Here is a 15,781-nt window from a genome sequence, read left to right as displayed (position 1 = left end):
CTCCTCAACATTTTCGGTGTGCTATACATCACATCCCATTATACTGGGGAACTTATCCAAAGAAAAGAAAACCTCCGGGTTTACCGGAGGTTTTCTTTTAGCTTCTGTTCAAAAAGTTTTCAAACTTACAGGTTTACTACCGAAATGACGTTGCGAACCGAATCAGCAGATTTGTCCAATCCTGCTTTTTCTTCCGCAGTCAGGTCAAGTTCGAATATTTTCTCAATGCCGTTACCACCCAAAATGGTTGGTACACCGAGGAACAGATCATTATAGCCATATTCACCTTCAAGATAAGCGATCACTGGAATGATACGTTTCTTGTCCTTCAAAATCGCTTCGGTCATCTGAACAAGTGAAGCCGCCGGTGCGTAATATGCACTGCCGTTACCAAGCAGATTCACAATCTCACCACCGCCAACACGTGTACGCTGAACGATGGATTCGATCCGGTCAGCCGGAATCAGCGTATCGATCGGAATGCCTCCCACGCTCGAATAACGAACGAGGGGCACCATATCGTCTCCGTGACCACCAAGAACGAATCCACGAACATCTTCAACAGATACGTTCAACTCTTGCGCAATGAAGGTACAATAACGTGCTGTATCCAGAACACCTGACTGACCGATAACACGGTTTTTAGGAAAACCAAGGGTCTGATAAGCAGCATAAGTCATCGCATCCACCGGGTTGCTTAGAATAATGACGATGGAATCAGGGCAATATTTTTTCACATTTTCACAAACGGACTTCACGATACCCGCATTCGTATTGACCAGATCGTCGCGACTCATACCCGGTTTACGGGCGATACCAGCCGTGATAATTACAATCTCAGAACCTGCAGTATCTTCGTAGTTGGAAGTACCGACGATATGACTGTCAAATCCTTGTACAGGACTTGCTTCCATCATATCGAGTGCTTTCCCCTTCGTCGGGTTCTCCAGTTGAGGAATATCAACCAGCACAACATCCCCGAGTTCTTTTTGGGCAAGCATTAATGCGGTCGTAGCACCGGTAAAACCGGCGCCGACTACTGTGATTTTTTTGCGCTGAATAGTCAAGATTCACATCTCCCCTTACAGGTTTTTAATGATTTGATCCGCGAATTCAGAACATTTCACTTCAGTAGCGCCGTCCATCAGACGTGCAAAGTCATACGTTACTGTTTTATTGTTAATGGATGTTTCCATACCTTTGTAGATCAGGTTAGCTGCTTCTTGCCATCCCAAGTGCTCAAGCAACATTACTCCGGACAGAATTACGGAACCAGGGTTCACGACATCTTTGTCCGCGTATTTAGGTGCAGTACCGTGAGTTGCTTCGAAGATGGCATGTCCTGTTACATAGTTGATGTTTGCTCCAGGAGCGATACCAATTCCGCCCACTTGCGCTGCAAGTGCATCGGACAGATAGTCACCGTTCAGGTTCAATGTTGCGATAACATCAAATTCGCCTGGACGAGTCAATACTTGTTGCAGAGCGATATCGGCAATCGCATCTTTTACGATGATTTTACCAGCATCTTCAGCGGCTTTTTGTGCTGCATTCGCTGCATCTGTACCTTCGTTATCTTTGATGATATCATATTGTGCCCAAGTGAATACTTTGTCAGCGAATTCTTCTTCAGCCACTTCGTATCCCCAGTTTTTGAAGGCACCTTCGGTAAATTTCATGATATTACCTTTGTGTACCAAGGTAACACTCTTACGGTTATGATCAATTGCGTATTGAATTGCTGCACGTACCAAACGTTTCGAACCTTCAGAAGATACTGGTTTGATACCAATACCGGAAGTTTCAGGGAAACGAATTTTGTTAGCACCCATCTCTTGTTGCAAGAACTGGATCACTTTTTTCACTTCTTCAGAACCTTCAGCATACTCGATTCCTGCATAGATATCTTCCGTATTCTCACGGAAAATGACCATGTCTACCAACTCAGGACGTTTAACTGGAGAAGGTACACCGTCGAAATAACGAACAGGACGCAAGCAAGTGTACAGGTCAAGCTCTTGACGCAGGGCAACGTTCAGGGAACGGATACCGCCACCGATTGGCGTAGTCAATGGTCCTTTGATCGCTACGATATACTCACGAATGGCTTCCAGTGTATCATTCGGCAACCACTCACCGTATGTATCGAATGCTTTTTGTCCAGCAAACACTTCATACCATGCGATTTTTTTGTTGCCATCATAAGCTTTTTCAACAGCTGCATCCAATACACGTTTGGAAGCTTTCCAGATATCACGGCCTGTACCGTCACCTTCGATAAATGGAATGATCGGATTACTAGGTACTTGAAGTGTACCGTTATCAATTTGGATTTTTTCGCCTTCAGTTGGGTGAGCAAATTTTTCTAATTTCATAGTTAAAATTCCTCCTAGGTTTCGTATATGCAGTATTCATCATACCACTAGTCTTGTTGAGAGAAGGGTCCTGAGAGCTTAAGCCAATAAGCCTCTGCTTTCCAACCCTTCACCTCGTCCATATTATTATACTGTTTTTGCGGCTATTAGCGAAGTTCAATAGAAACGTATTTCTGTTCTGTAGGGCCAGTGTACTCCGCACGTGGACGAATGATGCGATTGTCCGCAAGTTGTTCCAAAATATGCGCTGTCCATCCAGACACCCGGCTGATGGCAAAGATCGGAGTGAACAATTCCTGTTCAATCTCCAGTTGGGTGTATACAGAAGCAGAATAGAAGTCTACGTTAGGCTTCAGTCCTTTTTGTCCTGTTACCAGTTCCTCGATCTTCACAGACATATCATACAAACGCGTATCATTGTTCATCTCGCCAAGTTCCTTGGACATCTTCTGTAGATGTTTGGCGCGTGGATCACCGTTTTTGTACACCCGATGTCCAAAGCCCATGATCTTTTCACGATTATTCAGTTTTTCCTGAATTGCCGCTTCAAGACGATCAGGCGTACCGATCTCATTCAACATTTTCATAACGGCTTCATTAGCACCGCCATGCAGTGGTCCCTTCAGTGCGCCAATGGCGGAAGTTACACCGGAATAGATATCTGACAGCGTAGCAACCGTTACACGGGCTGCAAATGTCGACGCGTTTAACTCATGATCCGCATGCAGGACAAGAGCTTGATCCAATGCTTTCACTGCGGTCTCGGATGGTTCTTCACCAGTCATCATATATAAAAAGTTCTCTGCGATGGAAGCGCCTTCTTTTGGAGCCACAGGTTCTTTGCCCTGACGGATACGGGCGATGGCTGCCACAATCGTTGGCAACTGTGCTTGCAACTTAACCGCTTTGTTCTCATTTGCTTCCGTTGTCATCTCATCTGCTTGCTCGTCGTACAGTGCAAGTGCAGAGACAGCGGAACGAAGTGCTGCCATGGTACTGACGTTTTTCGGATACAATTGGATTTGTGCAATCAACTCGCTCGGAATCGGCGCGTAATCGCTCAGGCTTTTACGAAGGGATTTCAGTTCATCCGTTGTTGGCAATTTACCAAACCACAACAAATAGGCAACTTCTTCAAAGCTGGCATGTTCAGCCAAATCGTCGATATCGTAACCACGGTATGTGAGCACACCGTCTACAATAGAACTGATCGAAGAGGTTGTCGCAACGATGCCTTCCAGACCTTTGGTAGCTGTCATATTACATCTCTCCTTTAATAAGCGAAATCAGGAACCATTCCAGAGTGTCATATAAGTGCCAAAATGCACCTATTCTCTTTTTGTAAACATTTTCATTTTAAAATTAACAAATATTTCAAACTACGGTTTTCCTATCTGTCAATCGGTATTTACTTATAACATCATACTGGATTTTGTCGTTTATGTGAACATGATGAGAGTTCATTCGCACATCAAACTTCTTTATCGGACCGATAAAGCATTTTTGAAAGCCTTTACAAAAACAAGGTTGACATTTAATGTTTTTTAACCAATCCTGTCGTATGAAGAACTTTCTATTGCTATATTCTGTAATACTAAGGCATACTCTAGGCAAAAGAAAGAATCCCCGTAGATCTTGTTCAAAAGTCCGCTCTTGAACAAGATCTGGTAACATCCCGGCGTTTCAAAACCTTGTAAATGCTCTATATTAATTAAGATAGCCATCTATTTCTAATACTGCTTCATGGATCATACATAGGTCGGCTTAATTGAACTAAGGAGAGTTGATGCTTGGATAGAATAATAATGAAACGCCTGCTCCGTGGCTTATGGGTTATCATTGCGGCCGTTCTGATCGCCGTTGCCATATACTTGCTGTTCCCGCTTTTGTACCCTTTTGCGATTGCCTGGATTATCGCCTATGCCATGAATCCATTAGTGAAACTGCTTCAGCATCGAGCACGATTCCCCCGCTGGCTGGCTGTGACTCTTTCATTGATCCTTTATTTTGGAGCCATTGCAGTGGTGTTGTCTGCGGCGATTACCCGCATGGTAAAAGAGGTCATTTCACTGACGACAAGTTTTGATCTTCATGTTGATGAGATCAAGGACACGTTTGTGCGCTGGACCCAGAATGACACCATTCAGAGTTTGACTGCGCAGATCAATGAATTTTACAAGGAGAATCCCAACTACCAGGAAACCATCAACAGCAATATCAGTAAAACGACCGAAACGGTGGGTACAGCCGTGACCGATCTGGTCACCGGATTTTTCAACATGATTCTGAGTCTGCTGACTTCCCTTCCGAACATGGGCGCGGTATTAATCGTTGTTCTGTTGTCTACATTCTTCATTAGCAAAAGCTGGACCAGGCACAACATCACCGTATCGGGATGGGTACCCTCTTTCATTCGCAAGCCGATCTCCGACATATGGACCGACCTTAAGAAGGCACTGTTTGGATACGCAAGAGCACAATTGATCATGATCTCGATTACAGCACTATTCGTCATGATTGGACTGCTTATATTGCAAGTCAATTCAGCCTTCACCATCGCTCTGATGATTGGTTTGGTCGATCTGCTTCCTTATCTGGGTGTTGGTCTGGTCATGGTGCCTTGGGCAGCATACCTCTTTATGAACGGAGATCTGTATTTAGGGATTGGGATTAGTGTTATTTATCTTATTTTGCTGATCGCCCGTCAGATTATTGAACCGAAGGTGCTCGCAAGCAGTGTAGGGCTCGACCCACTCGCCACGCTGGTTGGCATGTTTGTGGGTTTGAAGTTGTTCGGTGTGCTGGGCTTAATTATTGGCCCTGTAAGTCTCGTGATTCTCGATGCGTTCAATCGGGCTAACGTATTACGCGACCTTAGAACGTATATCATCAACGGACGCGTCCGATGAGGCATCGTCTTATGAGCACACAGGTAAAATAGAAAAAGGCTTCGTTCAACAGAAATCATCTGCTGAGCGGAGCCTTTTCCATTATGCATAACAACTGGTGTTTCATTTCGGACGGCGATAAAACGTAATTTTGCCACTTTTCATTTTTTTCTCCAGCCACCCCAGGAAGAACAGACGGTACACCGGACGTGTTAATGGAAATACCAGTGTAAACCCGATCAGATCCGTTACAAAACCTGGAATCAAAAGCAGGAAACCACCGACAAAAATAAAAAGACCATCGACCATTTTTCTTCCAGGTACCTTGCCACGCTCCATCTCGGATTTGGCATCCACAAGTACTTTTCGCCCTTCAAACTGCAACATTGCTATACCAATCAAGGACGTGAGAATCATGAGAAGCAATGTCTTTCCGGCTCCGATCCAGTCACTCATCAGAATAAAACCAAATAATTCAATCACCGGAATGATTAAGAGTAAAGCCCACATCCATTTTCGCATTGACGTATTACCCCTTTCCCGAAAGCCACACCTTTTCAAGCGCGCTGTATAACTCAGAGGCTGCCTTATCCAGCCGAACTGGTTTCCAGTCCCCATTCACCCATACATGCTGGGTAGAACCTGTAACTAGCCGTTCACCGGGGAGTGATTCATCAGTGGACCATACCCGTTCTCCAATCGCCATGTGCTCATCAGGTTCTTCAGACATGCGTCTTACGTCATACTCATAGTTCAGTCGCAGACCACTAAATGCAGCAATACGGGTGAAAATGATAATCTCATCATCATATCGGGCAGGCTTGTGATACTTCACATCCAGTCCGGTTACGGGAAGCAGTAACCCCTGTTCCTCCATTTTACGATATGTATACCCCATTTGGCGAATCATCTCAGTTCGACCGATTTCAAACCAATTCAAATAGTTCGCGTGGTAGACCACGCCCATCTGGTCACTTTCTTGATAGCGTACACGAAGACGTGCCGCATACCAGCTACCGTTGATCTGTTCTCGCACGTTATCGGCCTCCTTCGCTCTAACATTCATACGTGGCACATCGCTGTAAAGTGTCAATAAGATGGAAAAAAAGCAACGGGACAATAAAGCCCCATTGCTTCTTTCCTGTTGCTTCTCCATCCAAGACGCTATTAAGCGTTGTTTGGAATTTGGCTTACTTTAATCAGGTTGGTAGAACCGGAACGACCCAAAGGTACACCTGCTGTGATCACAACCAGGTCTCCTTCTTTAACAAGTCCGGATTTTACGCCGCCTTCAATTGCATTTTCGAACAAAGCATCCGTGGAATCAACCAGTCTTCCTTTGACAGGAGTTACACCCCAAGCCAGAGCCAAACGACGGGAAGTTCTGTCTTCCGTTGTCACAGCGATGATTGGAGATTCTGGACGATACTTGGAAATCATGCGTGCAGTATGTCCTGATTCAGTCGAAGTAATGATCGCTTTTGCGTTCAAATCTTGAGCTTGAAGAGCAACCGATTGGCTGATTGCTTCTGTAACTGTTGTTTGTTGAGCAACACGTTGTTTCAGGTACAACTCTTGGTAAGGCAGAGCAGATTCTGCTTTTTCAGCAATACGGGACATGGTCAGAACAGATTCAACTGGGTATTTACCCGCAGCTGTCTCACCGGACAACATGATTGCGTCCGTACCGTCGAAGATCGCATTCGCCACGTCACTTGCTTCCGCACGTGTTGGACGCGGGTTACGCTGCATGGAATCCAGCATTTGTGTAGCTGTGATAACCGGTTTACCTGCAACGTTACATTTTTGGATCATGCGTTTTTGTACCAATGGTACTTCTTCCGCAGGAATCTCAACACCCAGGTCTCCACGAGCAACCATCAGGCCGTCAGACACTTCAAGGATTTCGTCGAGGTTATCGACACCTTGTTGGTTTTCGATTTTGGAGATGATTTGAATATGTCCAGCATTGTGTTTTTCAAGCAATTCACGAATCTCAAGTACGTCACTTGCTTTACGTACAAAAGAAGCCGCGATGAAATCGACACCTTGTTCGATACCAAATACGATATCGTTAGCGTCTTTTTCGGTGATACCCGGCAGAGAAATGGCAACGCCCGGAACGTTAACACCTTTTTTGCTTTTGATCGATCCGCCGTTAACGATACGGCATTTGATCTCGGTGCCTTGCACTTCCACCACAGTCAGTCCGATCAGACCGTCGTCGATCAGAATTGTAGATCCCGGTTCAACATCATTCGGAAGATCTGTATACGTAATGGAAAGACGTTCTTTGGTGCCCAGAATTTCTTCTGTTGTCAAAGTGATGTACTCGTCTTGAACCAATTCGATCGGTTCAACTTCGAGTTTACCTGTCCGAATTTCCGGTCCTTTGGTGTCCAGCAGGATCGCTACTGTTTTGTTCAACTCTTCGCATGCTTGGCGAATCGCAATGATCCGTCCGCCGTGCTCATCGAAATCACCGTGGGAGAAGTTCAGACGGGCCACATTCATACCGGCCATAATCAATTTTTTGGTGTTCTCCAGAGATTCACTGGATGGACCAATGGTACATACAATTTTCGTTTTGCGCATTTTGGGTTTCCTCCGATTTTAAAGGTATTACTCTTTATCTATTTTTCTTTTTCCAACTATTAAATTTACTATACTTTTGCTCATTTGTATAGGAAATTCGTCACATTATTCAGCATTTCCCGACAAATTACTCGCTACATCGACTTCTACAAGCTCTTGAGGAGCTTCAATGGATGCTTGAGGTTCAAACGTGACCGATCCAATTTTACGGAATTTCTCATAACGATCTTGCTTCAGCTGATCCCCGCTCCAACCCTTCATCTCGTCGAGATGACGTACCAAAGCTTCACTGATGAAAGCAGCAGACGCTTCATAATCTCGATGAGCACCGCCGCGTGGCTCAGGGACGATCTCTTCAATGACTTCCATCTCCAGCAGGTCTTTGGCTGTTATTTTCATCGCTTCAGCCGCCTGATCTGCCTTGGATGCATCCTTCCAGAGAATCGAAGCAGCGCCGTTCGGAGAGATTGCCGAATAGATCGCATGTTCCAGCATCAACACACGATTACCCACAGCCATAGCGAGGGCACCGCCGCTTCCACCTTCGCCGATGACCACAACAATAACAGGAACCGATAGCTTCGCCATTTCCATCAGGTTGCGAGCAATCGCTTCCGATTGACCTCTCTCTTCTGCAGTATTACCCGGATACGCCCCTTTAGTATCAATAAACGTAATAATAGGACGGCCAAATTTGTTCGCTTGTTTCATCAGACGAAGTCCTTTTCGGAAACCTTCTGGATGAGCGCTGCCGAAAAAGCGGGCGATATTATCCTTCGTGTCTTTCCCCCGCTGTTGTCCGATTACCGTTACTGTCTTTCCATTCAACTTGGCAAGTCCGCCAACAACCGCAAGATCGTCTCCGAACATGCGGTCACCATGCAGCTCAATGAAGTCTGTAAAGATCAGCTGGATCAGGTCCAGCGCTGTTGGGCGCTGCTGATGACGCGCCAGATGCATCTTCTGAGCTGCTGTTATGCCATTGTAGATCTCTTCTTCAAGTCTATGGTAACGTTCTTCCAGGCGGGCAATCTCGTCCGTGAAGTCGATGCCTTTTTCCTGTCCAAACTGTACGAGTTCATCAATCTTTTTGCGCATCTCAACCAGAGGCGCTTCATATGGCAACTCACCCGCCATTTAGACCCCTCCTTTTTCACTATGCATATCCAAAAGCTTGCCAAGAGTGGCCCGAAGTTCTTTCCGGTGCACAACCATGTCCAACTGACCATGCTGCATATTAAATTCAGCCGTCTGGAAATCATCAGGTAACTTCTGACGGATCGTCTGTTCGATAACGATTCTGCCGGCAAAACCAAATACAGCGCCAGGTTCGGCAATATTAATATCGCCCAGACTCGCAAAACTTGCCGAGACTCCACCTGTCGTTGGGTCCGTAATGACCGAAATGTACAGCCCGCCCTGTTCATCCAAACGGGATAAAGCTGCGCTTGTTTTGGCCATTTGCATGAGGCTGAGAATACTCTCTTGCATCCGGGCACCACCTGATGTTGAGAAAATAATCAATGGCAACCGTTTCTCTGTGGCATGCTCAATGGCACGGGTAATTTTCTCCCCTACAACAGAACCCATGCTGCCTGTGAAGAAATCAAAGCTCATGACAGCCACAACTACAGGCAGGCCATCAATGGTTCCTTCCCCTGTAATTACCGCTTCCTTCAGACCCGATTTCAGACGCTGTTGTTCCAATTTGTTGCTATATCCAGGAAAGCCAAGTGGATCAACCGATATCATATCAGCATCAAACTCAACAAATCCTTGATCATCGAGTACCATAGCAATGCGCTCCATAGCGTTAAGACGCATATGGTAACCGCAGGCAGGACATACTTTCAGATTTTTCTCCAATTCCTTGCTATATTGAATGGTGCCGCATTTGCTGCACTTGTTCATAAGCCCTTCAGGTATTTCACGTTTTGGGCGTTCTAGGACTTCCTGGCCTTCGCCGGGAAGTGCACGCTCGGAAGGTATGGTAGCGTACTTCCGTTTCTTCTGGAATATATCTTTGAACACAACTACACCTCTCCAGCCGTTGATTTGATGGCCGCAACCTGCAGAGCGCTGCTTGTGGCAGCTTCATCCGCGTGTTACGGTAAACCGCTTACGACCCACACGCTGCCATGGGCCTTGTCCAGCATTCACAACAAAAAAATCCGCCGGTACAGGGCAAGGATCACCGGCTTCTGTCAGCACGATTGATGTTACCTGCAAAAACCGAAAGATTGTTGCGCCGATGTTTGAATCTATCTTGGTAGGGTCTCCGGGAGCAACCAGGTCGGTCCTTGTCCTAACAAAAAAAGAAGGAAGGACAGCAGCATACAATACATGCAAGTCGATTCCTCTCTCCGCTTACGCGATTAGTCCCTTATGTACCGATGGTACTTCTTCATCTGCCAAGGCACGTTGATGTCGAACGAATCAGGAATGCAGAATGGAATTCAGCACTTCCTGGACCTCTTCCAATTCCCCAGAAGGGACGCGAATCTCAAATTGCTGCTTGGATAAACTGATGGGACGGGTCTGTACCAGAAAACCTTCTTCCGAAAGCTTGGTCTTGATCTTGTCCGCAACCTTTGCTGTCGGCGCAATGTAAATCACCGTCCACATGCCTTGTCCGCCCCCTAAGCTAATGTTCAGAGCCCGTATATTGGACTAATGATAACATACCTCACTTTTTTTCTGCAAGAAAGGGTTCGGGACCTTTGGGGAGAATTTGGGATCATGAGGGACATTAGTCCCCCACGAATAACTCATATGGTTGACGAAATCTTCTTGTTCTTACCTCTTCCATAAGCAGCCGCAAGCTTATCAGGGCAGCCTCGGCCGCCCTTGATGACTTCATATGAGCCATTGGAGTGACAACAGCATATAAGCATGGAAATACAGGGGGTTACAGGTCTGAGGGGTATTTTTTGGCTTTAATATTTTTGTGTGCAATCCGGGCAGATGCGGCAGCCGCCACCCCTGCGACCAGATCATCCAAAAAGACATGAATGGCTGTTGTGTGTTCGTTCAAATCATGAATTACACCTATTTTTTCTTTATCCAGATAACCAAAGCTGGTTAAACCGATCATACCATACACATGAGTAATGCCGAGGGCCAGAGTCTCGTCCACTCCATACAGGGATTCATCCGCTTCCATAATAGCCTGTAACGGTTGGGGCAAGAGTTTTTTCTCCGCAAGTTCGTCGAGAGCAATACCGGTATAGAGCGTATATTGCACCTCTCGTTTCTGCAGAACGGATTTCACGCTGGTTACACAGTCGTCCAAGGTCAGTTCGGGGTGGTACCCTTTTTGCAGACGGTATACAATTGCTGCGATTGCATCAATCCGTACACCCCGCCGGGCCAGCATGGCTTCTACGATTTCATATGACATATCTCGACCTCCCGCATCAATCCCCCGAGGACCGCGAGGTCCTTCGGTGTTCTCAAGTGTATGCAGCAACCTGTTAAAATGTTCATAAAATGTGCGAATGGTTGAGACCAGTAACACCTTGGACTGATATAGGATTGTGCATCCCGCTTTGGTCTTTAGCTAGTCTGTAATTCGTTTGTTTAAATTATTTCATCAGGGGAACCGTGCTAAAATAATCACAAAAAAACCTGTTCAGCATTTAGCCAAACAGGTTTCATATTATGGAATAAGAACGATCACTTACGGGATAAGCTCTTATTTAATTTTGACCGTACCTTCACCCAGCATCTTCTCCATATCGGAGAACAAGGCTGGAGATGGTTTAATCCGGTAGGCATCACTCAGCGCAAGCAGCTTCTGTTGTTGCTCATAGAAGAGCACTGTCGCTACAGGTCCGGGATGTTCCTGAAGCAGCTGCTTCAGACGTGCCAGAAGCTCAGGCTTCTCCGCATGCGGGGCAATCTTCACGAACACCCGCTGCTCCACGGCCCGCGGTTCGCGGCTCTGCGCCGGGCTGCCAGCCGCCTCAGCGGCACCGCCCGGCCGGGAAGCCGCAGCCGTGGCTGCGCCCGTACCCGCCGCATCGCTGCGCGTCGCTGCCGAGCCTTGGCTCCCGCTGCTACGCGCACCGGAAGCATCCCCGCCTGCGCTGCTGCGCTGCGCTTCAGCTCCTGCGCCCGCTGGCCGCCGCGGCGAAGCCGCCTGCGCCGGGCGCGAAGAGCTGCCGCTGCCGGGCTTGCCGCGCCGGTCACGGCTGCGCAGCTGCTGCTCCAGTGCCGCCGGTGACAACGGCACCACTTCCTCAGCCAGCAGCTTAAACCCTTCGTCCTGCTGCTGCACTTTGGCACGCACGACGAGCAGTTCACCTTTCCCGACATGTTGCTGGCTACGCCGCCATACCTCGGGAAAGAGAACCACTTCACAGCGTTCAATCTGGTCTTCCAGCTCCATGAACGCCATAGCCTTGCCCTGTTTCGTCGTAATCGACTTCACAGACACAACCATACCCGCGGCGACGGTCATCGTGTCATCAGCCGCCTCGGTCAGCTCCATGATCCGGTCAGCCCCACTCGATTCCAGCACATCTTCATAGTCATCCAGCGGATGCCCGGAGAGATACAAGCCTAACAACTCACGCTCCAGCTCCAGTTGCTGCCCTGAGGAATAAGGAGGAATTTCCGGGTATTCAATCTCCCAGTTTGGCGTCTCAACAAAGTCGAACAATTGAATCTGCAGATCCTCACGTTCCTTGCGCCATTTCAACGCCGCCTCAACAGTTTCATCCAGCATCGCCAGCAATTGGGCCCGGTGACCAGGTAATGTATCAAAAGCTCCGGCCTGGATCAGCGATTCAATCACCCGTTTGTTGCATACACGCAGATCCACACGACGACAAAAATCGAGCAGACTGTCGAACGGTCTCTCCTGCCTTACGATCATAATGCTTTCCATTGCCTGGGTACCGACATTTTTCACAGCGGCCAGACCAAATCGTATTGCACCCGTTAATTTTTCCTCATCCGGACTATCATTAGACACTGCAACGTTCTTCTCCGCAGAGGACTGTTCACCTTGCTCCACGCGCGAGGAAGACGCCTCTTGTCCTTCAAATTTACCATTTTCCATTGAAGAAGCCGTCACCAATCCCGGTTCCTTCCGGTTGTCAGATGCCTCAGGCATCGATGTCGCTGCTTGCCACTCATATCCGCCATTGTCCTCTTCTGGTTCAGGACCAGGATCATCCGGCAGAGGTGCTTCACCATATTCAGCTTGTCCCGAATCCCCATCTTGCTCATGAACGCGATCTTCCCTGAAGGAACTCCCGTTACCGTTCGCGGCATGTTCTTCGGCCGGGCTTCCGGCGTCACTCTCTGCATCTGCTCCCGCATTCTGCTGCGATACCTTGCTCTGATCCCCAGTTCCTGCGCGGCCGGACGGCACAAATACAGGTGTAAACAGAATACCGCTCTCATTCACATCCGGAGGAAGCACCTCCATATCCATACGCCGACATTCCACCACGTACTCTGCCACTTTACGATGACTACCCATTACGGCTGTTAACATGGATGCCATAAAATGAACTGGATAATGTGCCTTCAGATACGCCGTCTGGAACGCAAGCACACCATATGCCGCGGCATGAGCACGCGGGAAGCCATAGTTGGCAAACTTGACGATCATATCATAGACCAGGTCTGCCTCTTCCTCGCTATACCCTTGTTTCAGACTGCCTTGTACAAAGTGTCCACGCTCCAGATCCAGCACTTCCCGTTTCTTCTTGGAGACCGCTCTGCGGAGCAAATCTGCCTCACCCAGCGAGAAACCCGCCATCCGGGAGGCAATCTGCATGATTTGTTCCTGATACACGATGATACCGTACGTATCTTTCAGGATAGGCTCCAGATCCACATGGGGGTAATCCACTTCAATCTGTCCATGCTTGCCCTGAATGTATTTGGATATGAACTCCATCGGACCCGGACGGTACAAGGCAAGTACCGAGATTACATCTTCAAAACTACTTGGCTTCATCTCTTTCAGCACACGGCGTACCCCGGCAGATTCCAGTTGGAATATGCCCATCGTGTCCCCTTTCCCAAGCATCTCGTACGTTAACGGATCATCATCGGGAATAAGACGGAAATCCGGAATTTCTCCATGTTCCCCAATCCAGCGTACACACCGCTCAATAATCGAGAGGGTACGCAAACCAAGAAAGTCCATCTTAAGCAGCCCAATAGACTCCAGGTTTTCCATGGAATACTGGGTTAACGCTGTTCCTTCACTGCCCTCCTGAAGTGGCACCGCATCGGTCAGCGGGTCACGGGAGATGACCACTCCCGCCGCATGTGTTGAAGCATGACGTGGCATACCTTCGACCTTCATTGCCATATCCAGCAGTTCACGCGTTTTGGGTTTGGTTTCATACAGCGCCTTCAGCTCAGGTGTAGCTTCCATGGCTCGCTCGATGTTAATGCCGAGCTGTGCTGGAATCAGCTTTGCAGCCTTGTCCACTTCGCCATAAGGCACATTCAGTGCCCGTCCAACATCACGTACGGCTGCACGGGCAGCCATCGTTCCAAACGTAATAATCTGGGCAACATGGGCTTTGCCATATTTATGCGCGACATAATCAATGACCTCATCCCGCCGCTCATCGCTGAAGTCAATATCTATATCCGGCATGGAGATCCGCTCGGGATTCAGGAATCGTTCGAAGAGCAGATTATATTTCATCGGGTCAACATCGGTAATATGCAACGTGTACGCTACCAGACTACCTGCCGAGGAGCCCCGGCCCGGTCCAGTAACAATGCCTTGTTTATGCGCATAGGCGATAAAATCCCAAACAATCAGGAAATAATCCGAGAATCCCATGCTGTCGATTATACCCAGCTCATACGCCAATCGTTGTTCGAGTTCAGATCGAAGCTCCGCGTCTGTCCAACGTGTGGACTGCTTGTAACGCTCCTCCATTCCTTCTTCGCACAGCTGACGCAGATACGCCGAAGGACTGAGTCCATCGGGAAGCGGTCTGTATTCCGGCAAAATCGATTTGCCGAATTCCAGCTTCAACTCACAGGAATCCGCAATGCGGACGGTGTTCGCCAGAGCTTCCGGTACATGCGGAAACAAACGAGCCATCTCTTCTTCACTTTTCAGATAGAGCTGATTCGTTCCAATTCGGAGCCGATTCTCATCATCCACGGTCTTGCCCGTTCCGATACAGATCAATACATCCTGAAGCTCAGCGTCCTCTTCCGACAGGTAATGCGCATCATTGGTCGCTACAAGCGGAATCTCAAGCTCAGCCGCCAGTTTGATCAACTGCGGATTCACCCTTTTTTGCTCGGAAAGCCCATGATCCTGAAGTTCCAGATAGAAGTCGGCACCAAAGATATGTTTGTAGCGTAACGCCGCACGTCTTGCCTCTTCTTCTCTCCCATGCAGCAGATGCTGTGGTACTTCACCACCCAGACACGCACTTAGACAGATAATGCCTTCGTGATGGGCAGCCAGACTTTCCATATCTACACGGGGTTTGTAATGAAAGCCCTCGAGATGTCCAATCGAGCACAATTTCATCAGATTACGGTAACCCGTCATATTTTTGGCTAACAAAATCAAATGATGAATCGGTTGATCCTTGCGGCTTCCCCGCTCTTTGCGGGACCCTGCTGTCATGTATGCCTCGCAACCTATAATCGGCTTGATGCCTCGCTCCATACATGCTTTATAAAAAGGAATTGCACCATACATCACGCCATGGTCGGTCAGCGCAAGTGTCGTCATTCCGAGATCTGCAGCCTTATTCACGAGATCCGGAATACGCGCAGCGCCGTCCAGCAAACTGTATTCGCTGTGAACGTGCAAATGCACAAAAGAACTCATGTTTTTTTCTTCCTTTCGCCGCAGATAGTCGCAGCATCGATCTTCTGATCCCACTGCTACCCTATCTATCTCATATATATGAATTAAAT

Annotated in this window: 12 protein-coding genes; 1 reads left to right on the top strand and 11 read right to left on the bottom strand. The window is 47.9% G+C overall.

Features of this window, described 5'->3' with window-relative positions:
- Positions 1 to 125 precede the first annotated feature (125 nt).
- The 3 genes from mdh to citZ all read right to left on the bottom strand — a co-directional run bounded on the left by mdh (position 126) and on the right by citZ (position 3,634).
- Complete coding sequence (mdh, locus tag V6669_RS09820; protein ID WP_036609827.1) at positions 126 to 1,067, bottom strand: malate dehydrogenase; 942 nt, start codon at positions 1,065 to 1,067, stop codon at positions 126 to 128.
- A gap of 15 nt (positions 1,068 to 1,082) precedes the next feature.
- Positions 1,083 to 2,375: an NADP-dependent isocitrate dehydrogenase gene (gene icd, locus V6669_RS09815; RefSeq protein ID WP_076330335.1), complete on the bottom strand. Its 1,293-nt coding sequence runs from the start codon at positions 2,373 to 2,375 to the stop codon at positions 1,083 to 1,085.
- Between the two features lie 146 nt (positions 2,376 to 2,521).
- Positions 2,522 to 3,634, bottom strand: a complete 1,113-nt coding sequence (gene citZ, locus V6669_RS09810) for a citrate synthase (protein ID WP_017689488.1) — start codon at positions 3,632 to 3,634, stop codon at positions 2,522 to 2,524.
- 531 nt (positions 3,635 to 4,165) lie between these two features.
- Here citZ and ytvI point away from each other — a divergent pair.
- Positions 4,166 to 5,284, top strand: coding sequence for a sporulation integral membrane protein YtvI (gene ytvI / locus V6669_RS09805; protein ID WP_338593358.1), 1,119 nt, complete (start codon positions 4,166 to 4,168; stop codon positions 5,282 to 5,284).
- A 102-nt stretch (positions 5,285 to 5,386) separates the two neighbouring features.
- On the opposite strand, the gene V6669_RS09800 is transcribed toward ytvI, so the two are convergent.
- From V6669_RS09800 to V6669_RS09765, 8 genes are all read right to left on the bottom strand, one after another.
- Entirely contained in the window at positions 5,387 to 5,785 is a 399-nt protein-coding gene (locus V6669_RS09800) for an FxsA family protein (protein WP_036609835.1), read from the bottom strand.
- 7 nt (positions 5,786 to 5,792) lie between these two features.
- Positions 5,793 to 6,329, bottom strand: coding sequence for a thioesterase family protein (locus V6669_RS09795; RefSeq protein ID WP_338593352.1), 537 nt, complete (start codon positions 6,327 to 6,329; stop codon positions 5,793 to 5,795).
- A gap of 101 nt (positions 6,330 to 6,430) precedes the next feature.
- On the bottom strand, positions 6,431 to 7,858 hold the full coding sequence (gene pyk, locus V6669_RS09790) for a pyruvate kinase (RefSeq protein ID WP_017689492.1): 1,428 nt from the start codon (positions 7,856 to 7,858) through the stop codon (positions 6,431 to 6,433).
- A 105-nt stretch (positions 7,859 to 7,963) separates the two neighbouring features.
- Positions 7,964 to 8,995, bottom strand: coding sequence for an acetyl-CoA carboxylase carboxyltransferase subunit alpha (locus V6669_RS09785; protein WP_338593348.1), 1,032 nt, complete (start codon positions 8,993 to 8,995; stop codon positions 7,964 to 7,966).
- Positions 8,996 to 9,889, bottom strand: coding sequence for an acetyl-CoA carboxylase, carboxyltransferase subunit beta (gene accD, locus V6669_RS09780; protein WP_036609844.1), 894 nt, complete (start codon positions 9,887 to 9,889; stop codon positions 8,996 to 8,998).
- Positions 9,890 to 10,294: 405 nt separating this feature from the next.
- Complete coding sequence (locus V6669_RS09775) at positions 10,295 to 10,483, bottom strand: hypothetical protein (protein WP_017689496.1); 189 nt, start codon at positions 10,481 to 10,483, stop codon at positions 10,295 to 10,297.
- Between the two features lie 283 nt (positions 10,484 to 10,766).
- Positions 10,767 to 11,258: a phosphatidylglycerophosphatase A gene (locus tag V6669_RS09770; protein WP_036609851.1), complete on the bottom strand. Its 492-nt coding sequence runs from the start codon at positions 11,256 to 11,258 to the stop codon at positions 10,767 to 10,769.
- Between the two features lie 294 nt (positions 11,259 to 11,552).
- Positions 11,553 to 15,692 (bottom strand): DNA polymerase III subunit alpha, encoded by a 4,140-nt coding sequence (locus tag V6669_RS09765; RefSeq protein WP_338593344.1) that lies wholly within the window; start codon positions 15,690 to 15,692, stop codon positions 11,553 to 11,555.
- Between the last annotated feature and the right edge of the window lie 89 nt (positions 15,693 to 15,781).

This window comes from Paenibacillus sp. Y5S-9, from assembly GCF_036894235.1.
Classification (GTDB): Bacteria; Bacillota; Bacilli; order Paenibacillales; family Paenibacillaceae; genus Paenibacillus.
The sequence above is the reverse complement of the archived record's forward strand: the minus strand, read 5'-3'. Positions and strand labels throughout refer to the sequence as shown.

Bases quoted from the DNA above. Each gene is read 5' to 3' on its own strand.
- V6669_RS09765 (WP_338593344.1), bottom strand. From the start codon at position 15,692: ATGAGTTCTTTTGTGCATTTGCACGTTCACAGCGAATACAGTTTGCTG.
- V6669_RS09785 (WP_338593348.1), bottom strand. From the start codon at position 8,995: ATGGCGGGTGAGTTGCCATATGAAGCGCCTCTGGTTGAGATGCGCAAA.
- V6669_RS09795 (WP_338593352.1), bottom strand. From the start codon at position 6,329: ATGAATGTTAGAGCGAAGGAGGCCGATAACGTGCGAGAACAGATCAAC.
- icd (WP_076330335.1), bottom strand. From the start codon at position 2,375: ATGAAATTAGAAAAATTTGCTCACCCAACTGAAGGCGAAAAAATCCAA.
- V6669_RS09775 (WP_017689496.1), bottom strand. From the start codon at position 10,483: ATGTGGACGGTGATTTACATTGCGCCGACAGCAAAGGTTGCGGACAAG.
- citZ (WP_017689488.1), bottom strand. From the start codon at position 3,634: ATGACAGCTACCAAAGGTCTGGAAGGCATCGTTGCGACAACCTCTTCG.
- pyk (WP_017689492.1), bottom strand. From the start codon at position 7,858: ATGCGCAAAACGAAAATTGTATGTACCATTGGTCCATCCAGTGAATCT.
- V6669_RS09800 (WP_036609835.1), bottom strand. From the start codon at position 5,785: ATGCGAAAATGGATGTGGGCTTTACTCTTAATCATTCCGGTGATTGAA.
- V6669_RS09770 (WP_036609851.1), bottom strand. From the start codon at position 11,258: ATGTCATATGAAATCGTAGAAGCCATGCTGGCCCGGCGGGGTGTACGG.